The organism is Vibrio nigripulchritudo ATCC 27043 (assembly GCF_000222685.1).
Taxonomy (GTDB): Bacteria; Pseudomonadota; Gammaproteobacteria; order Enterobacterales; family Vibrionaceae; genus Vibrio; species Vibrio nigripulchritudo.
In genome coordinates, this window is the sequence record NZ_AFWJ01000278.1 from 14,795 (window position 1) to 38,750 (window position 23,956).

At 45.1% G+C, this 23,956-nt stretch carries 20 protein-coding genes and 1 pseudogene; 5 read left to right on the top strand and 16 right to left on the bottom strand.

The window, feature by feature from the left end; genetic code table 11:
* Nucleotides 1-21 precede the first annotated feature (21 nt).
* The 5 genes and pseudogenes from serS to lrp form a co-directional block, all read right to left on the bottom strand.
* Nucleotides 22-1,329: a serine--tRNA ligase gene (gene serS, locus RH89_RS20615; RefSeq protein WP_004406040.1), complete on the bottom strand. Its 1,308-nt coding sequence runs from the start codon at nt 1,327-1,329 to the stop codon at nt 22-24.
* Nucleotides 1,330-1,420: 91 nt separating this feature from the next.
* A pseudogene (locus tag RH89_RS20620) lies at nt 1,421-2,766 on the bottom strand (replication-associated recombination protein A).
* 8 nt (nt 2,767-2,774) lie between these two features.
* Nucleotides 2,775-3,392 (bottom strand): outer membrane lipoprotein periplasmic chaperone LolA, encoded by a 618-nt coding sequence (lolA, locus tag RH89_RS20625; RefSeq protein ID WP_004406041.1) that lies wholly within the window; start codon nt 3,390-3,392, stop codon nt 2,775-2,777.
* A 78-nt stretch (nt 3,393-3,470) separates the two neighbouring features.
* The gene (locus RH89_RS20630; RefSeq protein ID WP_004406042.1) at nt 3,471-6,332 is read right to left on the bottom strand and encodes a DNA translocase FtsK; all 2,862 of its coding nucleotides are present in this window, start codon (nt 6,330-6,332) and stop codon (nt 3,471-3,473) included.
* A gap of 239 nt (nt 6,333-6,571) precedes the next feature.
* Nucleotides 6,572-7,066, bottom strand: a complete 495-nt coding sequence (gene lrp / locus RH89_RS20635) for a leucine-responsive transcriptional regulator Lrp (RefSeq protein ID WP_004406045.1) — start codon at nt 7,064-7,066, stop codon at nt 6,572-6,574.
* Between the two features lie 155 nt (nt 7,067-7,221).
* On the opposite strand from lrp, the gene ald reads away from it, so the two are divergent.
* Nucleotides 7,222-8,346, top strand: coding sequence for an alanine dehydrogenase (ald, locus tag RH89_RS20640; protein WP_004406046.1), 1,125 nt, complete (start codon nt 7,222-7,224; stop codon nt 8,344-8,346).
* Between the two features lie 28 nt (nt 8,347-8,374).
* Here the strand turns inward: ald and RH89_RS20645 are convergent, their stop codons facing one another.
* Nucleotides 8,375-9,571, bottom strand: a complete 1,197-nt coding sequence (locus RH89_RS20645; protein ID WP_004406047.1) for a methyltransferase — start codon at nt 9,569-9,571, stop codon at nt 8,375-8,377.
* A 53-nt stretch (nt 9,572-9,624) separates the two neighbouring features.
* Entirely contained in the window at nt 9,625-10,599 is a 975-nt protein-coding gene (gene cysB / locus RH89_RS20650; protein ID WP_004406048.1) for an HTH-type transcriptional regulator CysB, read from the bottom strand.
* Nucleotides 10,600-10,942: 343 nt separating this feature from the next.
* Here cysB and RH89_RS20655 point away from each other — a divergent pair, with 343 nt between their 5' ends.
* Entirely contained in the window at nt 10,943-11,707 is a 765-nt protein-coding gene (locus RH89_RS20655) for a hypothetical protein (RefSeq protein ID WP_004406049.1), read from the top strand.
* A 66-nt stretch (nt 11,708-11,773) separates the two neighbouring features.
* Entirely contained in the window at nt 11,774-12,544 is a 771-nt protein-coding gene (gene miaE / locus RH89_RS20660) for a tRNA isopentenyl-2-thiomethyl-A-37 hydroxylase MiaE (protein ID WP_004406050.1), read from the top strand.
* Nucleotides 12,545-12,592: 48 nt separating this feature from the next.
* On the opposite strand, the gene pyrF is transcribed toward miaE, so the two are convergent.
* From pyrF to sohB, 7 genes are all read right to left on the bottom strand, one after another.
* Entirely contained in the window at nt 12,593-13,288 is a 696-nt protein-coding gene (gene pyrF / locus RH89_RS20665) for an orotidine-5'-phosphate decarboxylase (RefSeq protein ID WP_004406051.1), read from the bottom strand.
* A gap of 69 nt (nt 13,289-13,357) precedes the next feature.
* Nucleotides 13,358-14,527 (bottom strand): lipopolysaccharide assembly protein LapB, encoded by a 1,170-nt coding sequence (gene lapB, locus RH89_RS20670; protein WP_004406052.1) that lies wholly within the window; start codon nt 14,525-14,527, stop codon nt 13,358-13,360.
* Between the two features lie 10 nt (nt 14,528-14,537).
* Nucleotides 14,538-14,810 carry a LapA family protein gene (locus RH89_RS20675; protein WP_004406053.1) on the bottom strand — a complete coding sequence of 91 codons (273 nt, stop codon included), beginning with the start codon at nt 14,808-14,810 and terminating at the stop codon, nt 14,538-14,540.
* Nucleotides 14,811-14,958: 148 nt separating this feature from the next.
* Nucleotides 14,959-15,255 (bottom strand): integration host factor subunit beta, encoded by a 297-nt coding sequence (gene ihfB, locus RH89_RS20680; protein WP_158091126.1) that lies wholly within the window; start codon nt 15,253-15,255, stop codon nt 14,959-14,961.
* A gap of 66 nt (nt 15,256-15,321) precedes the next feature.
* Nucleotides 15,322-16,992: a 30S ribosomal protein S1 gene (gene rpsA, locus RH89_RS20685; RefSeq protein WP_004406055.1), complete on the bottom strand. Its 1,671-nt coding sequence runs from the start codon at nt 16,990-16,992 to the stop codon at nt 15,322-15,324.
* A 107-nt stretch (nt 16,993-17,099) separates the two neighbouring features.
* Nucleotides 17,100-17,780, bottom strand: a complete 681-nt coding sequence (cmk, locus tag RH89_RS20690) for a (d)CMP kinase (RefSeq protein ID WP_004406056.1) — start codon at nt 17,778-17,780, stop codon at nt 17,100-17,102.
* Nucleotides 17,781-17,992: 212 nt separating this feature from the next.
* Nucleotides 17,993-19,054 carry a protease SohB gene (sohB, locus tag RH89_RS20695; RefSeq protein ID WP_004406060.1) on the bottom strand — a complete coding sequence of 354 codons (1,062 nt, stop codon included), beginning with the start codon at nt 19,052-19,054 and terminating at the stop codon, nt 17,993-17,995.
* A gap of 145 nt (nt 19,055-19,199) precedes the next feature.
* Here sohB and RH89_RS20700 point away from each other — a divergent pair, with 145 nt between their 5' ends.
* Nucleotides 19,200-19,943: a YciK family oxidoreductase gene (locus RH89_RS20700; protein WP_004406061.1), complete on the top strand. Its 744-nt coding sequence runs from the start codon at nt 19,200-19,202 to the stop codon at nt 19,941-19,943.
* Nucleotides 19,944-19,993: 50 nt separating this feature from the next.
* Here RH89_RS20700 and RH89_RS20705 read toward each other — a convergent pair whose 3' ends face one another.
* Together RH89_RS20705 and mlc are read right to left on the bottom strand one after the other, a co-directional pair.
* Entirely contained in the window at nt 19,994-20,932 is a 939-nt protein-coding gene (locus RH89_RS20705) for a chemotaxis protein CheV (RefSeq protein ID WP_004406062.1), read from the bottom strand.
* Nucleotides 20,933-21,034: 102 nt separating this feature from the next.
* Nucleotides 21,035-22,249: a sugar metabolism global transcriptional regulator Mlc gene (gene mlc / locus RH89_RS20710; protein WP_004406063.1), complete on the bottom strand. Its 1,215-nt coding sequence runs from the start codon at nt 22,247-22,249 to the stop codon at nt 21,035-21,037.
* Between the two features lie 256 nt (nt 22,250-22,505).
* Here mlc and pyk point away from each other — a divergent pair, with 256 nt between their 5' ends.
* Nucleotides 22,506-23,951, top strand: a complete 1,446-nt coding sequence (gene pyk / locus RH89_RS20715; RefSeq protein ID WP_004406064.1) for a pyruvate kinase — start codon at nt 22,506-22,508, stop codon at nt 23,949-23,951.
* The last annotated feature ends 5 nt before the right edge of the window (nt 23,952-23,956 follow it).

Here is a 23,956-nt window from a genome sequence, read left to right on the forward strand (position 1 = left end):
TTTACGTTTTAACTCAGTTAATTAACCGATGTGCGTTGCACCATTCATGTACTTCTGAAGTGCGGTTGGAATGGCGATACGACCATCCGCTTCCTGGTTGTTTTCCAATATAGCAACCATGGTACGACCTACTGCCAGACCGGAGCCATTCAATGTATGTACAAGCTCTGGTTTCTTTTCACCTTTACGGCGGAAACGAGCTTGCATACGGCGTGCCTGGAAGTCCCACATGTTTGAACAAGATGAAATTTCGCGGTATGTCTCCTGAGCCGGAACCCAGACTTCCAAATCGTAAGTTTTACGAGCACCGAAGCCCATATCACCAGTACAAAGTACGACTTTACGGTAAGGAAGCTCCAGAAGCTGAAGTACCTTTTCAGCATGACCAGTCAATTCTTCAAGTGCATCCATTGAATCTTCTGGTTTAGTGATTTGAACCAGCTCTACTTTGTCGAACTGGTGCATGCGGATAAGACCACGTGTATCACGACCATAAGACCCCGCTTCAGAACGGAAACAAGGTGTGTGTGCTGTCATCTTAAGCGGTAAATCAGCTTCTTCAGAGATGGTGTCGCGAACCATATTCGTTACTGGCACTTCTGCGGTTGGAATCAGCGATAGTTTACGAGGTTCTTCATCGCTGACTTTTTCAGTCAGTGGCTCAGTGTGGAACAGATCTTCACCAAATTTTGGAAGCTGACCTGTACCATAGAGACTATCTGCATTCACAAGGTACGGCACGTACATTTCAGTGTAACCGTGCTCATCGGTGTGAAGATCCAGCATGAACTGTGCAATTGCACGATGCAGACGAGCAAATTGACCTTTCATTACGATGAAACGTGCACCCGTAATTTTGGTCGCGCTTGCGAAGTCCAACCCACCGCTAAGCTCACCAAGGTCGACATGATCTTTCACTTCAAAGTCGTACGATTTCGGTTCGCCCCAGCGAGAAATCTCAACATTTTCGCTTTCGTCTTTACCGTCTGGCACAGAGTCATCTGGCAAGTTTGGTACAGACAGGGTTACGTCTTCTAACTGAGACTGAATTTCAGCCAGCTGCACTTTCTTTGCATCCAGCTCACTGCCAAGGTTGCCGATTTGTTTTTTAATCTCTTCCGCGCCTTCTTTGTCGCCAGCAGCCATTTTCTGACCAATTTGCTTGGAGATGGAGTTGCGTGAGGATTGTAAATTTTCAACTTCTACTTGAATGGACTTACGTTGTTCTTCAAGTTGACGAATTGTCTCTACGTCTAGCTTAAAGCCGCGACGTGCTAATTTTGCAGCTGTTTCATCCAGCTCAGTTCGAAGTAATTTAGAATCCAGCATTGCTAATCCTATGCCTTTTGGTTTGTTTTGAAGACGTAGCAGGCTCCCCTGCTACTAAGAAATTTAACTCGGTAAAGATATCCAAAAAGCGCTACTTTTCATAGCGCTTTTGTGGGCTTTTTGTGTCCAAAGAGGCGAGATAATCTAACTTTTCGCCGATTTTGGTTTCTAAGCCCCGATTTGTAGGGAAATAGTAGCGGGTTTCTGCCATTTCAGGAGGAAAGTAAACTTCCCCAGCAGCGTAGGCTCCGGGTTCATTATGTGCGTATCGGTACTCTTCACCGTAACCCAAATCTTTCATCAAACTGGTCGGTGCATTCCTAAGATGAGGCGGTACCTCGTATTCGGGGTGATTCTGAGCGTCTCTCAGTGCTTGTTTCCAAGCGTTATATACAGCATTACTTTTTGGAGCACATGCTAAGTAAACTATCGCCTGCGCAATGGCGCGTTCCCCTTCCGCTGGTCCAACACGAGCAAAACAATCCCAAGCTGACAGGGCAACTTGCATTGCACGAGGGTCTGCATTGCCAATATCTTCGGAGGCGATAGCAAGTAATCGGCGAGCAATATAAAGCGGATCACATCCGGCAGAAATCATTCTGGCAGACCAGTACAGTGCCGCGTCCGGATCTGAACCTCGAATTGATTTATGCACAGCAGAAATAAGGTCGTACCAAACGTCCCCTTTATTATCGAAGCGCGCGACTTTCTCACCAGCGACTTCGGCTAATAGCGTTAAAGGAATGTACTTTGCGCCCTCTTCTTCGGTCGCCATATCGAATAACAACTCAAGGTAATTGAGTGACATTCTGGCGTCGCCATTAACGAGTTCAGCTAAACGATCCAAAACTCCTTCTTCAAAGTTGGCTTTTCGTTACCTAATCCGCGCTCTTTGTCATTCAAAGCCTGATTGAGTACCTGAAGAATGTCTTCGTTATTCAAAGAAGAGAGTTTGTATACCCTGGCTCGGGAAAGTAGAGCGTTATTTAGCTCGAAAGAGGGGTTTTCTGTGGTAGCACCAATGAAAGTGACCGTGCCATCTTCGATGTGTGGAAGAAAGGCATCTTGCTGGCTTTTGTTGAAACGATGCACCTCGTCTACAAACAAAATAGTTTTACGACCTGTCGACTTATTGTCTCTGGCCTTTTCAATGGCTACTCGAATGTCTTTCACGCCAGACGTTACTGCCGATACTCGCTCAACCTCGGCATTGGCATAGTTCGCAGCAACCTCTGCCAGCGTTGTCTTGCCCGTGCCCGGCGGTCCCCATAGAATCATGGAATGCAGATGCCCCGCTTCTAGGGCACGTCGCAGAGGTTTACCTTCACCAAGGACATGTTGCTGACCAATGTATTGTTCAACAGTCTCTGGACGCATTCTCGCGGCTAGAGGTCGAAAATCATCGCCACCAGCAAAATCCAGCGTGTAATTACTCATGGTTAAGGTTACTCATTACTTAACCCATCGCGTTCATCGTACACCTCAACTCCTTCTGGCGGAGTAAAGGTGAAGGTATCCTCAGATGGCGCTGATAAGTTCATTGAAGTAAATGTAAACTCACTTGTCTGACCGTCCTGCTCAATAACGGAAAAGCTTTCTATCTTCCCCTTACCCGTCACTTCGATAACAAACAGACCTTGCGTTGTATTTTTATCTACTGGCTTAAGCACAAAGCGGTTGTCTTTCTGCTCCACTTCGTAATTATCCCAGTCGCTTTTTCGGTCACGAGTTAAAAGTACGAATGGAGTCTGCCCGGTCGCTTGCTCCTGGCTGTAAATACTAACCTGCTCCATGAACGGTTCGTAAAACCATACGCTACTACCATCAGAGACTAACTCGCTTTCATCTGGAAAATCAGTGGACCAGCGAAACATGTTCGGACGAGCGATTTCTGCTGTTCCTTTGGCTTCTTGGATAACCTCACCATCGGGCGCTGTAACAGTTTGAGAGAAGTCAGCGCTAAAGCCTTCGTTCTTGCTCAGCCTTTCGCTCAATTCTGATTTGGGAGACGCAAATACCGCAGTCGAGATGCCTAAGGCACAGATTATTAACCATCTACTCATTTTAATTCTCTATTACTACTCGGTTTTCTCTTGATACCGATTGGACAACGAATACTTTCCTCTGTTTCATTACCTTAACTAATCTTTGATTGGCGGTGGAGCCAGTACCTCTCGGTTACCATTGTGACCAGGAGCACTCACAATTCCCTGAGCTTCTAACTGCTCGACAATACGAGCGGCGCGGTTATAACCAATCTTGAATCGGCGCTGCACACCAGACACAGAACCACGGCGGCTTTCCACTACGTGCTCTACCACTTGATCAAACAGTGGATCTACGTCTTCATCCGCTTCCATTGATTCTCCCGGAAGCAGAGTATCTGCGGTCTGCTCACCGTTGGTAATTTCGTCAATGTAGGTTGGCTTACCACGCGCTTTCCAGTCGTTTACGACGGAGTGAACATCATCGTCTGAAGCAAATGCCCCATGAACACGTACTGTGTGGCTTGAACCTGGAGGTAGGTAAAGCATATCACCCATACCCAGCAAGGATTCCGCACCGCCCTGATCCAGAATAGTTCGGGAGTCCGTTTTGGTTGATACAGTAAAGGCGACACGGGTTGGTATATTCGCTTTAATCAGACCGGTAATTACGTCGACCGACGGACGCTGCGTGGCGAGAATTAAGTGAATACCTGCTGCACGAGCTTTTTGGGCCAAGCGGGCGATCAGCTCTTCCACTTTCTTACCCACTACCATCATCAGATCGGCAAATTCGTCAACGATAACAACAATGTAAGGCAGTTTTTCAAGTAAAGGTGGCATCTCATCCATGCTGTCGCCAGGTTGCCACAACGGGTCGTGGATTGGATGCCCCGCATCGGCTGCCATTTTCAGCTTTTCGTTGAAACCTTTGATGTTACGTACACCAAGTGCCGACATAAGCTTGTATCGACGTTCCATCTCACCCACACACCAGCGAAGTGCATTCGATGCGTCTTTCATATCGGTTACGACTTCAGAAAGCAGGTGTGGGATACCTTCGTAAACCGAAAGCTCCAGCATTTTCGGGTCAATCATGATAAAGCGAACATCTTCAGGTTTCGCTTTGTAAAGCATACTGAGGATCATGACGTTCACACCGACCGACTTACCAGAACCTGTAGTACCTGCCACCAGTACGTGAGGCATTTTTGCTAGATCGGCGACTACCGCCTCACCCGCAATATCCTGACCTAACACAACGGTTGTTGGCGATGTTGCACTCTCAAACTGAGGGCTATTTATCACATCCGATAAGAAAACGGTTTGACGGCTCATGTTCGGTAGTTCAAGCCCGACGTACGGCTTACCTGGAATCACTTCAACTACTCGAACTGCCATGGCAGAAAGTGAACGCGCCAGGTCCATAGATAAACCTGAGATTCGGCTAACTTTAACACCTGGAGCCAAGTCCAGCTCAAAGCGGGTAATGACGGGACCAGGGAAAATATCGACAACTTTCGCTGTTATCTTATAGTCTGCCAGCTTCGCTTCTACCAGACGTGCAATATCTTCTAGCGCAGCTCGATCGATATGGTTTTCACGTTTCTCAGGGTGATAAAGCAACTCAAGTGTTGGCATAGGTGACGTAGGAACAGGCAGCGTTTGATCCTTTTGAATCAAGAAAGGATTCTGGCTGGCTGCCATATTTTTCTGAGCATCAGCCACCAAAGACTGAAATGCAGCCACGTCTTCATCTTTCTCTTCAGCAGGCTGTTCTGACTGCTGTTCTTCGACAGGCTCCGACGCCGCCTCTTCTGATTGAGAAACTTCAATAGGCTCAGGTTCAATCTCACTCTCTACTGGTTGTGACTCAAACTCAGAAATAGTTGGGTGAGTCTCTTCCACATCCACCGCATCAAAGTTAATAGTTTCATGAGCGATTTCTCGAGATAATTCTTCTACCTCTTCTTCTGGATTAGCATCAGAAGGCAAACTCTCCCATGGCAGGTCACCAGAGCTGTGCTCAGAAACCTGTTCACTAGCTGCTACTTTTCCGGCATTTTCCGCGTAGTCGTTCGCCTGTTCAGCTTGCTGCGTCAATTCTTCTATTGTCGCATCAGGTGAAAGTTGTCTTTCTTCAGCATCCCAGTCAGATTGAACCGACGGTTGAGAGTCAGGGGTATCTGTGTCATGTACCAAAGGTTCTGGCTCAGGTTGTTGAGCCGAATGAGGAATATGAATATTGAATCTGGACTCGGGTTCTTCTTTTGATTCATCAAGAGCCGAGAAATGAGGTTCTGACTCTTCCGCTTCACCTTTTAGATCTGAAACTGGTTCGTGAAGTTCTGGTTTGATGTGCTCTTCTTTTGAGCCACGTAAAAGATTAATAAACCATGCAACGGCAGCTATAGCGGACTGACCTAACCACTCAACAATAGAAAGCCAGGAAATTCCTGTCAGTAAGGTAAATCCTGCTCCCCATAGGAAAAGCAATACCAATGTGGTACCAAGCAGGTTAAACATCGGCAGAGCAAGATTTGTGATCACATCACCAATCACTCCTCCTGACGAGAAATACCAAATATCATCAAAATTAATGTCTGCAAGACCACAGCTAGTGATCGTAACAATCACTAGACCAAGCAGGCGAGTTCCCCACAGCACGAAATCGATCGGCTCTTCTTCCGTGCGTTTACGGAAAAAGACCCAGGTCATAACGGAAATAGCGATAGGGAGAGGATAGGCAATAGAGCCAAAAACAAAGAAAAGACTGTCTGCAACCCAGGCACCAAATTGACCGCCAAGATTTTTAACATCCCCATCCCATGCCGTCTGCGACCAGGAAGGGTCTGCTGGGTCAAAAGAAAGCAGAGCAATAGAGATAAGAATTGCTGTTAAGCAACCGAGAATGAAGCAGCAATCACGTAGCCTTTGGATCCCATTTAAGCGAGGCGAAGATGCCTCTTCTTGGGATTTGATGATGGTTTCAACCTTTTCTTTGTTCTCTCTGAACATATACCAACTTTATATTTATCATTTTCCAAAACGCACCGAGCGGCAATAGCCGCTCGGTTTGTCTGATGATTTAACCACATCAAGCAGTAAAACCCAATCGTTGTTCTGTATACAAACCTGAGAAAAAGGCTAGCGACTGAACAAAATAAGGGCAATGAAACAAACGAATCTTCCGAAGCTGAATCCAGATCTCAAAGGATTTCAGAATACATACTCATCTGTATTCGTTTGTGATTGCTTTATCGGGTTTTAATAACCAGCTGGTTGGTTTGTTTGACTTCTTCCATCACAACGTATGTGCGGGTATCGTTCACACCTGGTAGACGCAGAAGTGTGTCACCCAGCAGCTTACGGTATGCACTCATATCAGATACACGTGTTTTAAGAAGATAGTCGAAGTCGCCAGATACCAAGTGACATTCTTGAATGTCATCCAGTTTCTGCACGGCATGGTTAAACTGTTCGAATACGTCTGGCGCGCCTCGATTCAATGTAATCTCAACAAACACCAATAGCGACGCATCCAGGTACTGAGGATTCAGCAACGCTGTGTATCCCGTAATGTACCCTTGTCTCTCTAAACGACGCACACGTTCTAGACATGGCGTAGGAGACAACCCCACTCTCTTAGATAACTCTACATTCGAAATACGACCATCTTTCTGAAGCTCGTTAAGAATGTTTCTATCAATACGATCAAGTTCCTTGGACGGCTTCTTATAGTTATCCACCATTTTTTATCCCACCTTATTACTTCCTTGCAAAAAAATATACTACAACTTTTTAATATTCAGTATCAAATTTTTCAAACACAACTCTATACTAGATATTAATTCGACAGAATTACCCTACACATAGATAATACAACCAGAAATATTGAGGAGTCAGGATGATTATTGGCGTACCGAAGGAAATCAAAAACCACGAATACCGAGTGGGGATGATTCCATCCAGTGTGAGAGAACTTGTCTCTCACGGTCACCAAGTCATTGTCGAAACGAACGCCGGTAGTGGCATCGGCTTTTCCGATCAAGACTATATTGCCGTAGGTGCATCCATTCTTCCTACTGCTGCTGACGTTTTCGCGAAAGCAGACATGATTGTTAAGGTTAAAGAACCTCAAGCTGTCGAGCGCGCTATGCTGCGCGAAGGGCAAATATTGTTCACATATTTACACCTAGCACCAGATTTTCCACAAACTGAAGAGCTTATCAAGAGTAAAGCTGTCTGCATAGCATATGAGACTGTAACAGATAATATGGGTCGTCTGCCACTATTAGCACCAATGTCTGAGGTTGCGGGTCGCATGTCTATCCAAGCTGGCGCACAAACTTTGGAGAAATCTCATGGTGGTCGCGGCCTTCTTCTGGGCGGTGTTCCGGGTGTTGAACCTGCAAAAGTTGTCGTTGTCGGCGGCGGTGTTGTTGGTTCAAATGCAGCTCGTATGGCGGTTGGTTTACGTGCAGACGTTACTATCCTAGACCGTAATATCGACACACTAAGAGCCCTTGATGAAGAGTTCCAGGGTCGTGCAAAAGTGGTTTACTCTACTGAAGACGCGCTTGAAAAACATGTACTTGAAGCTGACCTAGTGATTGGTGCGGTACTAATCCCAGGTGCGGCTGCGCCTAAGCTAATTACAAAAGAACACATCAAGCGCATGAAGCCAGGCGCTGCTGTTGTAGACGTAGCTATCGACCAGGGCGGTTGCTTTGAGACATCAAAAGCAACAACACACGCAGAGCCAACATACATCGTAGATGACGTGGTTCACTACTGTGTTGCTAACATGCCGGGTGCGGTTGCTCGTACTTCAACGTTTGCACTTAACAATGCAACATTGCCTTACATTATCAAGCTGGCAAACAATGGTTACGAGAAAGCACTTCTTGCTGATGAAGGTCTGCTTGAAGGTCTAAACGTAATCCACGGTAAAGTAACCTGTAAAGAAGTTGCAGAAAGCTTTGACCTTGAATACGTTGACGCGAAACAAGCTATCACGATGTTCAACTAAATTCGGTTTTGGTTTTGAAAGACCTGCTCTATGCAGGTCTTTTTTTCGCCTGAATTAAAATATTCCTTGGAGTATCATTCCGTTCGCAAAATTCGCAAAGCGTCACTTCGTAACCTTTTTCTTGAAGATAAAGGGCTCTATCCAATATCAACCAGAGCTCTAATGGTCTTTGAAAAATCTGCTGAACCAGGCTCAAACGCTCCATGATCCAAAAACGCTGTTCGCCAATTTCTTGCCAGTATTCGAAATCCATATCACCGAGATTCAGCTCTTTTTTCTCTGCTGCCCAATGACAAAAATGCTGAAAACCTTCCGAAAGCATGGACTTTTTAATACTTGGTATTGGCGTATAGTCACTTTGCTGTTTTTGTCTCAAATAGCTATCGAGACCGAGGCGAAATATCATCTCTTCCCTTCGATGCTTATGAACTCTTTCTCCACCAGTTACCGTTGCCTGTAGTGGAATACGAAGCTCTGATCTGGAAAGTGAGAGATCCAGACGCTTACCTTCACTGGAAAGCGGAGTGTAATGTTCAGCTTGGATTAGGTGATAACAGCAAGGGGCTATTGAAAAAGCCGACAAATTTGCGTCGCTGCCGTGTCGAATCAGGCTAATGTGTAAATCGCCACATGCGTGTAGCGCGACAGCATGCATTTCGGGCTTGAATATGGCTTTAGAGCTATCTGAAAGAGCATCTCCCTGAATAAAGGTCATCGGCAGTTTCTTTTTATCAGCAAGCGTTTGTCCGCTCTCACACAAGCTGTGTTGCCATTCAAAACTGGTTACATGCTCTTGAGATTTTGATGACAATACCTGACCTAAAAAGCCCTTTCCGGAGCACCACTCTAACCATTCAGAACCATGATGAGATTCAATACACGCCTCTCCCATGGAAAGAATCTGGCTCAGCTTCTTGCCGGGTATACCTGTTTCAGCGCCTTTAGATAGAACGATATGACTTAAGCCTCGACTTGGCAAAGAGGTTAATTCTTTTAGCCTTAAAGCATCAGGAAGAGTCTCTGAGATTCTACGAATTAATTCATCAGGATCTGATTTTAGCTCGATTATTTCGTCCTCGGTCAGATCCAATAACCAGGTGTTAAGTTCGGGATGACTTGAATCCCAAGGGTACTCAGACTGAAGACTCAAATGAAATGGCTGAATACGCCATAAAGAGTCGTATCGTTTAAGAATGGATGTTATGTCTAAAAAGGTATGGTTCATGATTCCCCCGAATGCGGCGATTGTAGGGGGAATCAAAGGTAAGGGGAAGTGCTTTATCGGACTGGTAATTCGATGTCTTTAAACATCTCTTCAATTTCTGCGTTACTTTTTAAAGAGATCGCCTGTTCAACTACAGGTCGAGTTAGGTGAGGCGCGAAACGCTCCATAAAATCGTACATATAAGAACGTAAGAAGGTACCTCGTCGGAAACCGATACTTGTCGTACTTGCACCGAAGATATGACTGGCATCTATCGCCACCAAATCAGAATCCAGCTCTTTGTCGACAGCCATAGAAGCAATCACTCCAACACCAATTCCCATGCGGACGTAAGTTTTAATCACATCGGCATCGGTTGCGGTAAATACGATACGTGGTGTCAGCCCTGCATTGTTAAACGCGGTATCCAGCTCAGAACGACCAGTAAAACCAAAGACGTATGTCACCAGTGAATAGGTCGACAAATCTTCGATTGTCACGTGATCTTTCTTAGCCAATGGGTGGTCTTTGGTCACTACAATAGAGCGGTTCCAGTGGTAACAAGGCAGCATGATCGCATCCTGGTATAGATGCAAAGCCTCTGTCGCGATAGCAAAGTTTGCCGTACCTTTTGCTACAGCTTCAGACATTTGCGAAGGCGTGCCCTGATGCATGTGAAGTGACACCTTCGGGTAACGTGCAGTAAACCCTTTAATGACATCTGGTAATGCATAGCGAGCCTGTGTGTGCGTTGTGGAGATATTCAACGTTCCCATTTCAGGATGGGTATGCTCCCCTGCTACGGCTTTGATGCTTTCCACTCTCGCCAGAATTTCACTCGATATACGAACAATATCTTCACCTGCACTGGTGACCTGAGTAAGGTGCTTTCCGCTGCGCTCGAAGATTTGTATACCGAGCTCATCTTCCAGTAATCGCACCTGCTTACTGATGCCTGGCTGAGAGGTAAACAGGCTTTCCGCTGTTGCCGACACGTTCAAGTTATGATTCACAACTTCAACAATGTACTTCAATTGCTGTAATTTCATCGCGACCCCGTATTCCGTTACTCTCAATTTATATACCGAAGTAGCCTCGACGACTTTTTCATATTGAAGTTACTTGGGTATATAAGTATTAGTTATAACGCCTTCAGCTAAAAAAAGACAGTAAAAACGCAGATACTTATGTGAGGAGTTTGACTATCAACTATAGTATTAGGTAGGTTTTGCTATAGACCCCGCATAAATCGGGGCAAATTTAATTTTTTCATTAATTTTTCCTCTAAGTAAGGATAATAATGAACTTTGTTCTTATCTTGGGTACAGAAACAATACATTATCGTGTATCCTCGGGGGTTAGCTTTTTTGTACGGAATGCAGACTTAAGTTTATGAATATTGGTTTAATAATTGCGCTTGTTGCCATTTTGTTGGTTCTCGTTATCGGTTACAACATAATGCTCCAGTACCGCGTGAAAGTAGAGACTGCAAAGAAACAAGAATCCACTCGTCATTTAGCCGTTATCGACGCAACAGAAGACCTAATCGGTAACGCACACCACTTGCCTTACAGTAAAGAGTTATTGGTGTGCCTGAATACACGAATTCTTGATGCACTAGAATCTATGTTCGAGCTTGATCCTAAAAATAAACAACTCAAAGCTCGCATTGCAAACATGCAATCGCAGATTCAGCAACTAAAGGATAATTATCAAGGCGGTGAAACAGCTTCTTTTAAAGTCCCAAGTAGCGACAAGCAAGCTATTATTATGCTTAAGCTGGTAAAGAGACTTAGAGAAACCATTCGAAGCGAGCACAATAAAGGTCGCTTTGACACGCAAGGTTACGTTGCTGAAAATGCTCGTTTGGAGCAGATTCAAGTTCGAATCAACATAGAAAACGTAATCAAGCGTGCCAATGATTCTGTGCTACGTGGTCAAGCAGGTACAGCAAAACAGCTTCTGAAGAAGGGCTTAGATGCTCTAGCTTCAAAAAATGATTCCTACTCAAATAAAGCAAAAGAGAAGCTTCAGGCGATGCTTGATGACCTGAATCAGAAGAGACAGGATAAAGAAGCGGAGCATGCAAAAGATCGTGACGAAAAAGAACGTAACGACGATATGGATGCACTCTTCGGCGAAAAGAAAAAGTGGTAAACTACCACCAGACTCAAATCAACCAAAGGTCGCTTTCAGCGACCTTTTTTATGTTAGCTATTAACCATGATTGATAACGAAACTATTCAAGAACTGCTCCAGCCAATCAAATCCTTCCTTCAATGTGATACTCCCGAAGAATGGATTGAAGAAGCCAAAAAACCTGAAAACCTGCCAGTCGTTTTGCTGGATCATTTGTTATGTGAGCTTAAAGCAGGTCAGTCAGCCATGTACCTCATCCGCAAATACGCGGTCGATAAAGACAGCGCACATACCTTACTCGATTGGTTTAAACCCTACGAAGATTTTGCCTACAGAAAAATCGGAACTATCGAGACATTAAAAGGGAAGAGTAATATTTCCAAGTCCATCATGGCGAGAGGCGACTCTCCCTATAGCCAGGATCTTATCGATAAAATGGTCCTCTTGATCAAAGAAGAACTGCATCATTTCTATCAAGTACTCGAGATAATGGAGTCGCGAGGCATTCCATATGAAAACATTTCAGCCAGCCGATATGCGAAAGGCTTACTCTCAGAAATGAAAACTCACGAGCCACAAACACTGATCGACAAACTCATCATCGGTGCTTATATCGAAGCTCGATCTTGCGAACGATTTGCAAAGCTTGCTCATCATATGGACGAAGACATCTGCAAATTCTATATCTCTCTCCTACGGTCAGAAGCCAGACATTATCAAGATTACCTGACCTTAGCCGAACAAATTGCAGGAGAAGACATTTCTGAAAGAGTGGCATTTTTCGGTCAGCTAGAAGCGGATTTAATCTCATCCCCAGATAGAGATTTCAAATTCCACAGCGGTAAACCCGCCTAAAAAAACGCCCACTTTTGAAGTGGGCGATTTTTTAATTATTCCAAATTTTTATGCGAGTGTCGCATTGATCTCAGCGAGAACTTTAGCAGGATCGGCAGCTTGCGTGATTGGACGACCAATCACCAAGTAGTCTGAACCCGCTTCAATGGCATCAACTGGAGTCATGATACGCTTCTGGTCGCCCACAGCAGCACCTGCTGGTCGTATTCCCGGTGTTACCAGCTTAAACTCGCGACCTAGCTCAGACTTAAGCAGAGAAGCTTCCTGAGCAGAGCACACGACCCCGTCAAGACCTGAATGCTTAGTCAGATTGGCTAGACGCATCACTTGCTCTTGAGGAGCAACATCCAAACCGATACCCGCAAGGTCATTCTGCTCCATGCTGGTTAATACTGTTACACCTATAAGCAGTGGGCGGTCTTTACCGTAAGGCTCCAGGATTTCGCGAGAAGCACTCATCATTCGTTCACCACCACCAGCATGTACGTTAACCATCCATACTCCTAGTTCTGCTGCCGCTCTTACCGCTTTTGAACAGGTGTTAGGAATATCGTGGAACTTCAGGTCAAGGAACACTGAGAAGCCTCGTTTATGCAGCTCACGTACAAATTCAGGACCAAACAGAGTAAACATCTCTTTGCCCACCTTCAGGCGGCAAGTACTTGGGTCAATTCTATCGACAAACGCTAGTGCATCTTCTTGCTTGTCGTAATCAAGTGCCACGATGACTTTCTGGTCGATCACTTTTATCTCCTACTTTAAATGAGCCTATTTCTAAGCAAAAGATCACGGTTAAACCATGATCTGCAAATTCTATTCACCATCAAGCCCGCGAATCGGCTTAATGGTACCCCACCCTTTACAAGACGGGCAATGCCAATACAGAGAGCGAGTTGCAAAGCCGCATTTTCGGCAACGGTGATGGGGTTTCACCTTAAGCTGTTCACCTACCATGCCCTGAAGCGTTGTCAGGCTTTCTTTGGCACGACCTTCTTCTGCTTCTTCAAGGTGGTAATCCATCAGACGATAGAACCCTTTCATGGTCGGGTTCTTAACCAGCTGCCTTGTGAGCAACGTCTGTGCTGCCGCAACACCTTCATGCTCTGCGACTAACTGAGCTAACATAAGCTCTGCAGATACACCGGCTTTTTTCTCGATACACCGATGCAGAAACTCAAGTAACTCCCCTTCTTTGCTCAGTTTTTGATAGCACTCAGCAATAGTCGGCAAAACCTGCCCCAAAAAGTCTACGTCTTGATCCAGCACTTGCTCAAGGTAGCGGACGGTATTGCTGTAATCGTCTTGAGCCTGATAAATCTTCCCTAATGCAATGCTGGCACGAACACAATTTGGGTCTTCGGTGAGCGCTTTTTTCAGTAACGCTACTGATTTCTTAATGTTCCCATCACCTTGCTCCTGCATTGCAAGTTCGCAGTAGTAGTGTGCGATATCTTTCTTAATTCGGATTTTACCTAACTTCACCAGCGCAGAAGCGTACTCGATGGCTTTACTCCATTCCCGAGTTTGCTGAAAAATGATGACTAGCTGTGTCAGTGCGGCTTCCCGGTGGTCTGGTTCATCCAGTAACTGAAGGAATATTTTCTCTGCACGGTCTAACAGACCAGATACCATAAAATCTTTAGCAAGCTGCTGAAGCGCAATGTTCTTTTGCTCAATGGTAAGCCCTGAACGGGAAATGAGGTTTTGGTGAATTCGGATCGCGCGGTCTACTTCACCGCGAGATCGAAATAAGTTACCTAGGGCTAAATGAGTATCGATGGTTTCATCATCGACTTGAAGCAACTCGATAAAATGGTCGACCGCTTTATCTGACTGATCGGAAAGAAGTAGGTTTAGACCAGTAACATACTGGCGGGATATCTGATTTGATTGTTTCTGCTTGTCGAAGTTTGCACTGCGGTTACCCATGTACCATCCATAGGCTGCCGCAATTGGTAACAACAAGAAGAGAAGTTCAAGCATTCAATTTGCCTTAGGCGTTACTCTGTTGCTTCTCTATTGCTGGCTGGTTATTGAGTTGTTTTCTGAGCTTACGGATGGTGAGCTTTTGCTTGAACTGAACACTACCAAATACAAGAGCCGCTATCCCAAAGCCAACAACAAACACCAAACCCAACAGTAATGACAAGTGGAAATCACCTTTTGCTAACAGATAGTTGAATGAAACCACCTGCTGATTTTGCGCGCCTAAAGCCAAGGCGATCAGCACAAGAGCAATTACCAAGATTATTTTTATAATTTTCATAAATCACTACTCCGGAATAAGCTTAGGGATTAGATTATGCAGGAATTTATACGATCAAACCATCAAGAATCTGATGAATCTAAGTATTTTAGTTATAAAAAAGCGGCATACGAGATGCATGCCGCTTTTCTATAACACCAATTGGTGATTAGCCGTGGATGTTAACGCGTTCGCGTAACTCTTTACCCGGCTTGAAGTGAGGTACGTACTTGCCGTCTAGCTCAACTTTTTCACCAGTTTTTGGGTTACGACCCATTCTTGGCTCACGATAGTGCAATGAGAAACTACCGAAACCACGGATCTCAATACGATCACCGCTTTCCAGGGTTGACGCCATATGTTCAAGAATATCCTTGACGGCATCTTCTACTTCTTTTGCAGAAAGGTGTGTTTGCTGCGCGCAGAGTCTTTCTATTAGTTCAGACTTAGTCATAGTTCCCCTCATTTCAATGGAATCAAAAAGGCACTTATCGAAAAAAAGGGAGCCTAATGGCTCCCCTTTAGCGATTTATTATTCGCCTTTAGCAGCCTTGAATGCATCAGCCATAGCGTTACCGAACGCGCCTTCTTCAGACTTGTTCAGTGAAGCCATTGCTTCTTGCTCTTCAGCTTCATCTTTAGCTTTGATAGATAGGTTGATTACGCGGTTCTTACGGTCAACACCTGTGAACTTCGCTTCAACGCTGTCACCAACGCTTAGGATTAGAGACGCATCTTCAACACGGTCACGAGATACTTCAGAAGCACGGATGTAACCTTCAACGCCCTCTACAAGTTCAATTGTAGCACCTTTTGCGTCAACTGCAGTTACAGTACCGTTTACTAGAGCACCTTTCTTGTTGTCAGCAACATATGCGTTGAACGGGTCGTTCTCCATTTGCTTAACGCCTAGAGAGATACGCTCGCGCTCTGCGTCTACTGCAAGTACAACTGCAGAGATTTCGTCGCCTTTCTTGTATTCACGTACTGCTTCTTCACCTGGAACGTTCCAAGAGATGTCAGATAGGTGTACAAGACCGTCGATGCCGCCTTCAAGACCGATGAAGATACCAAAGTCAGTGATAGACTTGATCTTACCAGTTACTTTATCGCCTTTAGCTTGAGCTTCAGCGAATGACTGCCATGGGTTAGCTTTACACTGCTTAAGACCTAGAGAAATACGACGACGCTCTTCGTCGATCTCAAGAACCATAACCTCAACTTCGTCGCCTACGTTCACAACTTTAGATGGGTGGATGTTCTTGTTAGTCCAGTCCATTTCAGATACGTGTACCAGACCTTCAACGCCTTCTTCGATTTCAACGAAGCAACCGTAGTCAGTTAGGTTAGTAACACGACCAGAAAGCTTGTGACCTTCTGGGTAACGCTTAGCGATTGCTACCCACGGATCTTCGCCTAGCTGCTTAAGACCTAGTGATACGCGAGTGCGGTCACGGTCGAACTTAAGAACTTTAACTAGGATCTCGTCACCAACGTTTACGATCTCAGATGGGTGCTTAACACGCTTCCAAGCCATGTCAGTGATGTGTAGAAGACCGTCTACACCGCCAAGGTCAACGAACGCACCGTAGTCAGTAAGGTTCTTAACGATACCTTTAACTTCAGTACCTTCTTGTAGAGTTTCAAGAAGCTCGTCACGCTCAACGCTGTTTTCAGATTCGATAACAGCACGACGAGAAACAACAACGTTGTTACGCTTCTGGTCTAGCTTGATTACTTTGAACTCTAGCTCTTTGTTTTCTAGGTGAGCAGTGTCGCGGATTGGACGCACGTCTACTAGAGAACCTGGAAGGAAAGCACGGATACCGTTTAGTTCAACAGTGAAACCGCCTTTAACTTTACCGTTGATAACACCAACAACAGTTTCAGCTTCTTCGTAAGCTTTCTCAAGTACGATCCAAGCTTCGTGACGCTTCGCTTTCTCACGAGAAAGTTGAGTTTCACCGAAACCGTCTTCAACAGCGTCTAGCGCTACGTCTACTTCAGTACCTACTTCAACCTCAAGTTCGCCAGCAGCGTTCTTGAATTGTTCAGCTGGGATAGCAGACTCAGACTTAAGACCAGCGTCAACAAGAACGAAACCGTTCTCGATAGCTACTACAGTACCTTTAACAATAGTACCTTGTTGGAATTCAGTCTCGTTTAGAAACTCTTCAAAGAGTTGAGCAAAAGATTCAGTCATTATTTGATCTTCAATATTTAAACGTCCACGGGTGTCCTACCTCGTGGGGTTGATAAAATTGCCAGTCATCTTCCTTGCGACCAACAGTCCGACTGCCCCAATAGACATTATTGAGACAGTTTAGATTCAATAAATTCAAGCGCTTTCTGTACCACCTCATCAATAGAAAGTGATGTAGAATCAAGCACTAACGCGTCTTCCGCTGGACGTAAAGGTGCTACCGTTCTGTTTCGGTCACGGTCGTCTCTGTCCTGGATCTCGCGCAAAAGGTCATCAAATTTAACATCATGCCCCTTTTCTTGCAACTGCTTGTAGCGTCTATTCGCTCTTTCTTCGGCGCTGGCATCTAAGAAGATTTTCGCTACAGCGGATGGAAAAACTACCGTGCCCAAATCACGACCATCACCTACTAAGCCAGGTTCGGACGCAAATGAGCGCTGACGACGTAAAAGTGCTTCGCGAACACGCGGCAACGCTGCAATTTTTGAAGCTGCCTCGCCAGTGGTTTCTTTGCGAAGTTCTTTAGATACATCTTCGCCTTCCAGAATAACCTTCACCAGGTCACCTTCAGCGATAAACTGAACATCCAGGTGCGTGGCAATCGGAACCAAAGCATCTTCAGATTCCGTGTCTATTCCATGATGGATCGCAGCAAGTGCAAGAACACGATAAATCGCGCCCGAATCGAGCAAATGAAAGCCAAGTTTTTCCGCCAACAACATACAAAGGGTACCTTTCCCTGCACCGCTAGGACCGTCTACAGTAATAACTGGAGGTTGAAGGGACATGTTTTTCTCCGTTTTCGTTTGTAGTGAGCGTTCTTATGCCACCCACTTTTATCGGCGCGCTATTATACCGAAAGCTATGATGAATAAAAAACAAAAAAGTCCGTTATATTTTGTATACATGTGATACAAGCTTCTGTTTATACAAGAAAATGTAACACCACTTACACAAAACGGACTTTTGTTTGAAATATCAGACCTTACTAAATAATAGTCTATAGAATCGGTCTTTGACCTTTAGACACCCACTTCATGATCACATTATCAATAATGTTTGCACCTACACCAGTAAGCTTGTCAGACAATTTTTTCTTTTGAACATAATGAATAGACAGAACCGTCTTGTCTTGGCAGGCTTTCATCACCAAGTCGTCTGAGGTTGAGATCTCGTCAACCAAACCTAGGTCTTTTGCCTGAGTACCGAACCAGTGTTCACCAGTCGCTACCTTATCCAGATCAAGTGTCGGTCTGCGCTCATTGATAAAGTTTTTAAACAAACCATGTGTTTCTTCTAGCTCTTCTTTGAATTTATCACGTGCCTTGTCGGTGTTTTCACCAAACATAGTCAGGGTACGCTTGTACTCACCTGCAGTGAGTTGCTCGTACTCGATATCGTGTTTTTTCAGAAGTTTATTGAAGTTTGGCAACTGAGCAATAACACCAATAGAACCTACTACAGCAAAAGGGGCAGAGACAATTTTATCGGCCACACACGCCATCATGTAACCACCGCTAGCCGCAACTTTGTCGACAGAAATGGTAAGGGGCAGATTAGCCGCTTTGATACGATCTAACTGAGAAGACGCTAAACCATAAGCGTGAACCATTCCACCACCGGACTCGAGTTTTACAAGAACCTCATCTCCTTCTTTCGCAACAGCTACAATAGCACTGACTTCTTCGCGCAGTGCTGTCACTTCTTTTGCGTCAATGGATCCATTGAAGTCCAATACGAAAAGGTGTGGCTTTCTATTCGCTTCTAACTCGCCATCCTTTACCGTTTTCTTCACTTCTTTTTCACGTTCTTTGTCTTTTTCTTTCTGCGCTTTTTTATCTGCCTTGTGTTTAGCTTTTAAAAACGCTTCATCGTGAAGGTGGTTCTCAAGCTGCTCTACGCTGTGTTCGTATCGCTCAGTAAGATTGGTTACTTCCAACTCACCTTTTGCACCGCCCTGCTTTCCACCCACAGACTTTACCACCACGAGTAGCACTACAACGGCTGCCAGTATTGTGACGATCTTGGCTAAAAATAATCCGTAATCTAATAAAAATTCCAATGTGATATCCCCAAGAGAATGAATTGGTGTATTGTAACCATCTTGTCACGATTACCAATAGTAAATGCCGATTTTCGATAGTGATGTATCAATCACTTATAGGACATTAATGGTGGTCGCCAATTCATATTACAAGGTGAGAAAAGTGGATTATTCAGTCTCAGATAAAGCCTTAGCAGGCAGAGTCATATTGGTCACGGGTGCAGGAGCAGGTATTGGTAAGCAGGCGGCTATCAGTTATGCCGAACACGGAGCTACCGTAATTCTCTTGGGAAGAACCGTTGCCAAACTTGAAGAAACCTACGACGAAATTGAAGCAATCGGCGCACCGCAGCCTGCAATTATTCCACTTGATATGAAAGGAGCAACCAAACAACATTACCAGGATATGGTAGAGACCATCGAAGGTCAGTTTGGTCGTTTAGACGGTGTACTTCATAACGCCAGCATTCTTGGTGTGATCAGTCCTTTTGACCAAATTGGTGAAGACACCTACGACGATGTCATGCAAATCAACGTAAAAGCACAGTTTCTGATGACTCAGGCTGTGTTACCGCTTCTGAAAAAATCTGAAGACGGTCGTCTGGTGTTTACCTCTTCAACCGTTGGGCACGATGGGCGAGCATTCTGGGGAACCTATGCCATGTCTAAGTTTGCAACTGAAGGCATGATGCAGGTACTGGCAGATGAACTGGAAGATACAAGCGTTAGAGTTAGTGCGATCAATCCTGGTGGTACAAGAACGGGAATGCGTGCAAAAGCCTACCCGGCAGAAGATGCAGAATTATTGAAGACCCCATTGGATATCATGCCACTTTATCTTTACCTAATGGCTCCAGAGGGTAAAAGCGTACATGGAGAGTGTATTGACGCTCAACCCAAGAAATAGATGAGTTTCGCACGAAAGAAAAACGCCCGGCTCAGTGCCGGGCGTTTTTGTTAGATAATGTCTCTTAACCGATCCTGAGTCACTTTTACCAGCAAATCAGGTTGGAACTTAGATATAAACTTGTTGCAACCTACCTTCTCAACCATCGCCTCGTTAAAGCTACCGCTGAGAGATGTATTCAATGTGATGTAGAGATCTTTCATTCGGGGATCGCTGCGCACTTCGTGCGTCAGTTTATAGCCGTCCATTTCAGGCATCTCTGCATCGGTGATCATGAGGAGCAATTCATTAGCCACATCTTTCCCTTCATCACACCATGACTTGAGAAGATTAAGAGCCTCAAGACCATCATTACATTCCATGATTTCAAGCCCTAACTGGCTCAACGTGCCTCGAACCTGATTTCGAGCCGTTGAAGAATCATCGACAATCAGGATCTTACGACCCGCCATCTCGTGACTTAAATCTTCATCTAAAACGCCGTCGGAAATTGAAACGTCATAGTCGACTATTTCTGCCAAAACTTTCTCAACATCAATTATTTCAACGATGCGCTTTTGCTCATTTTCCATGATGTTGGTAATGGCGGTCAGATAGTTCGCGCGACCAGCGGTTTTTGGAGGTGGCTGGATTTCTGTCCAAGCGGTATTGATGATATTGCGAACCTGACCGACCAAGAAGCCCTGAATAGTACGGTTGTATTCAGTAATAATGAGATTCTGTTCTTCGCTATCCTGCATAGGTCGAAAGCCAATCGCAGCGCGAAGATCAATAACAGGGACAGATTCACCACGAAGCGATGCAACACCAGTAATATAATGATGCGCACCTGGTAGTTTAGTGAGTTGCGGAAGTTTTAAGACTTCCCGAACCTTAAATACGTTTACGGCAAAAATTTGCGAGCTATTGAGCTGGAACAATAACAACTCTAAACGGTTTTCACCGACTAGCTTTGTTCTTTGGTCAACGCTGCTTAATACTCCAGACATACGGTTTCTCACTAATTAATCAATAATTACAGAGTACAGCATCAATTGCATCTGCGCCATATTACGAACCAACTAATCCGGCTCAATCTGTACAGGAATGGATTAACCTTCAACCACTTTCATGAGTAGCTGACCATCGTACATCGCTTGTTTTATCAAAGCAGCTCCCGGCATCGTTGCTTCAGTATAGAAACGACTCTCCTCCAATTGTAGATCTTGATGGTAAACTGGCAAGGTCTGTGTTTCGATACATTCTTGAATCGACGGGTATAAAATAGACTTAGCCTGATTTATTACACCACCGATCAGCACTTTTTCCGGGTTAAATAAGTTAATCACAATGGCAATTGCCGCACCGAGGTATCTGCCGAGTCTCTGAATTTCTTCTATGGCTAATGCATCCCCTGCTTCCGCAGCTGCACAAATAGACTCAATAGTAATGTCGTCGTGAGGAATCGAAGTTTCTTCACCGTCAGCTATGCGGGCAGTGATCACTTCCCTTAATGCCTTTGAGCTCGCTAAGGTTTCCAGACATCCTGTATTGCCACAGTGGCATTGCTTCCCTTCAGGTGTGATCTGAATGTGCCCTAACTCACCAATATTGCCGTGTCGACCTTGCAGCACGCGACCATCAAGGATGATACCGGCACCTAAGCCATGATGAATTGAAATCAGAACAGAATTTTCTACACCCTGAGAATTCCCGAATAACTTCTCTGCAAGTGCCCAGGCTCGGGTATCGTTCGCAATGAAAACAGGCAGACCAGTCGCTTTGTAGATTTCTGGTCCTAACGCCAGGTTATTCACATTGTAATGAGGCATTTGCAAAACAATGCCTTTGTCGGAATCCACCAGCCCGGGAAGAGTAAGAGCGATACTGGTTACGCGATCCAGTTTGTCTGAATACACCTGAAAAAACTCTTCAATCTCGTGAAGTAGCCTTTCCAGCACTTCGTCCTGTTCGATTTCATCAATGGTGATTTTCGTATCTACCAATACGGAACCGCCATGTTCATGCAGAGCAATAGTCAGGTAGCCTCGACCAAGACGCATCGACAGAAATTGCCAACCTTCGTTATCTGTTTGAAGACCAACCGCAGGACGTCCACGGCTCGTCGCTTCCTGAACCGTCGTTTCATGAATTAAGTGAGCATCGATGAGCTCTCGGGTAATTTTGGTAATACTGGCGGGTGCCAGCTCGCTGGTTTTCGATAAGTCTATACGAGAAATAGGACCTTTTAAGTCTATCAACTTATATACACGGCCAGCGTTGACCTGCTTGATATGATCAATATGGCCTGGTTGAGCCATGTACATAGGAAACTCCGAAGATTGTAAACCTACTAATTTTTTTACTTTGAAAACTAATTGTGAAGCAGCTTAATCCATCGTCGTGACTCCCATCACGTATCTCTCAATTCTTTTTATACAAGTTTGAATTTAGACATTTTTTAAACCTGAGAATAGTGATCCACTCGATGTTTTTTTGCGAACGAAAATATCTCCTACTCGCTACACTTGTTTATACAAAAGCAAGAATACATGGAATTAAGGCGATCTAACGGAGATTCATATGTCTAAACTCATCAGACGAACAAAAATTGTTGCTACTCTGGGTCCTTCGACTGACAAAGACAACAATCTGGAAGGGATCATAGAAGCTGGAGCAAACGTGGTGCGAATGAACTTCTCGCATGGTAGCGCAGAAGACCACATTCAACGAGCTCAGAAAGTAAGACAAATTGCAGCAAGATTAGGTACTCACGTGGCGATTTTGGGTGACTTGCAAGGACCAAAGATCCGCGTGTCTACGTTCAAAGAGGGAAAGGTAGAACTCAATGTCGGTGCTAAATTTGTTTTGGATGCAGAGCTTCCGGCGGGTGAAGGAACAGAGACGGCTGTTGGCGTAGACTACAAAGAACTGCCTCGGGATGTGAGTAATGGAGATATCTTGCTGCTCGATGACGGACGTGTGCAGTTGAAAGTCCTGTCGGTAGAAAACGCTAAAGTGCATACCTCAGTCCTCATTGGTGGCGACCTTTCTAACAACAAAGGGATCAACAAAAAAGGCGGTGGACTTTCTGCTGAAGCACTGACTGAAAAAGACAAAGCCGACATCCTGACAGCTGCAAAAATCAAAGTCGATTACCTCGCCGTCTCCTTCCCAAGAAACGGGGAAGATATGAAATACGCCCGTCGCCTTGCAACAGACGCAGGGTTAGAGGCTCGAATGGTTGCGAAGGTTGAACGTGCTGAAACGGTTATTGATGACGACAGCATGGACGACATCATTCTGGCTTCAGATGCTGTCATGGTGGCACGTGGTGACTTGGGGGTTGAAATCGGTGACCCTGAGCTGGTTGGCGTACAGAAGCAACTGATTCGACGTGCTCGCAAGCACAACAGAACCGTGATTACAGCAACACAGATGATGGAATCCATGATCGAAAACCCAATGCCAACACGGGCGGAAGTGATGGATGTAGCGAATGCCGTGTTAGATGGTACGGACGCCGTCATGCTTTCTGGAGAAACTGCAGCGGGTAATTACCCTGTAGAGACCGTCAGATCAATGGCAGAAGTGTGTATTGGGGCAGAGAAAATGCCGTCTGTAAATGTATCTGGTCACCGCCTGACAAGGCAATTTGAGTCAGCTTCAGAAACTATTTCCATGGCAACCATGTACGCAGCTAACCACTTAGAAGGCGTAAAAGCGATGGTCAGCCTGACGGAATCAGGAAAAACCGTACTGACTATGTCGCGTTTGAGCTCTGGTCTGCCTATTTTTGCTCTATCGAGAAATGAAGCGACACTCAACCGTTGTACCCTGTATCGCGGCGTTACGCCTGTGTACTTTGGAACTGAAGGCGGTTCAGGTTTAGATACTACTTATTCAGCACTGGAGACACTGAAAGAACAAGGTTTTCTCGATGCCGGAGACGTCGTCATTATTACTCAAGGTGATGTGATGGATGTTATTGGTTCGACCAACTGCATGCGAATTATCGAAGTAAGATAGATTTG

What these genes read in the sequence shown, in the direction of transcription:
- serS (WP_004406040.1), bottom strand. Translation starts at nt 1,329, where the DNA reads ATGCTGGATTCTAAATTACTTCGAACTGAGCTGGATGAAACAGCTGCA.
- lolA (WP_004406041.1), bottom strand. Translation starts at nt 3,392, where the DNA reads ATGAGTAGATGGTTAATAATCTGTGCCTTAGGCATCTCGACTGCGGTA.
- RH89_RS20630 (WP_004406042.1), bottom strand. Translation starts at nt 6,332, where the DNA reads ATGTTCAGAGAGAACAAAGAAAAGGTTGAAACCATCATCAAATCCCAA.
- lrp (WP_004406045.1), bottom strand. Translation starts at nt 7,066, where the DNA reads ATGGTGGATAACTATAAGAAGCCGTCCAAGGAACTTGATCGTATTGAT.
- ald (WP_004406046.1), top strand. Translation starts at nt 7,222, where the DNA reads ATGATTATTGGCGTACCGAAGGAAATCAAAAACCACGAATACCGAGTG.
- RH89_RS20645 (WP_004406047.1), bottom strand. Translation starts at nt 9,571, where the DNA reads ATGAACCATACCTTTTTAGACATAACATCCATTCTTAAACGATACGAC.
- cysB (WP_004406048.1), bottom strand. Translation starts at nt 10,599, where the DNA reads ATGAAATTACAGCAATTGAAGTACATTGTTGAAGTTGTGAATCATAAC.
- RH89_RS20655 (WP_004406049.1), top strand. Translation starts at nt 10,943, where the DNA reads ATGAATATTGGTTTAATAATTGCGCTTGTTGCCATTTTGTTGGTTCTC.
- miaE (WP_004406050.1), top strand. Translation starts at nt 11,774, where the DNA reads ATGATTGATAACGAAACTATTCAAGAACTGCTCCAGCCAATCAAATCC.
- lapB (WP_004406052.1), bottom strand. Translation starts at nt 14,527, where the DNA reads ATGCTTGAACTTCTCTTCTTGTTGTTACCAATTGCGGCAGCCTATGGA.
- RH89_RS20675 (WP_004406053.1), bottom strand. Translation starts at nt 14,810, where the DNA reads ATGAAAATTATAAAAATAATCTTGGTAATTGCTCTTGTGCTGATCGCC.
- ihfB (WP_158091126.1), bottom strand. Translation starts at nt 15,255, where the DNA reads ATGAGGGGAACTATGACTAAGTCTGAACTAATAGAAAGACTCTGCGCG.
- rpsA (WP_004406055.1), bottom strand. Translation starts at nt 16,992, where the DNA reads ATGACTGAATCTTTTGCTCAACTCTTTGAAGAGTTTCTAAACGAGACT.
- cmk (WP_004406056.1), bottom strand. Translation starts at nt 17,780, where the DNA reads ATGTCCCTTCAACCTCCAGTTATTACTGTAGACGGTCCTAGCGGTGCA.
- RH89_RS20705 (WP_004406062.1), bottom strand. Translation starts at nt 20,932, where the DNA reads ATGTCTGGAGTATTAAGCAGCGTTGACCAAAGAACAAAGCTAGTCGGT.
- mlc (WP_004406063.1), bottom strand. Translation starts at nt 22,249, where the DNA reads ATGTACATGGCTCAACCAGGCCATATTGATCATATCAAGCAGGTCAAC.
- pyk (WP_004406064.1), top strand. Translation starts at nt 22,506, where the DNA reads ATGTCTAAACTCATCAGACGAACAAAAATTGTTGCTACTCTGGGTCCT.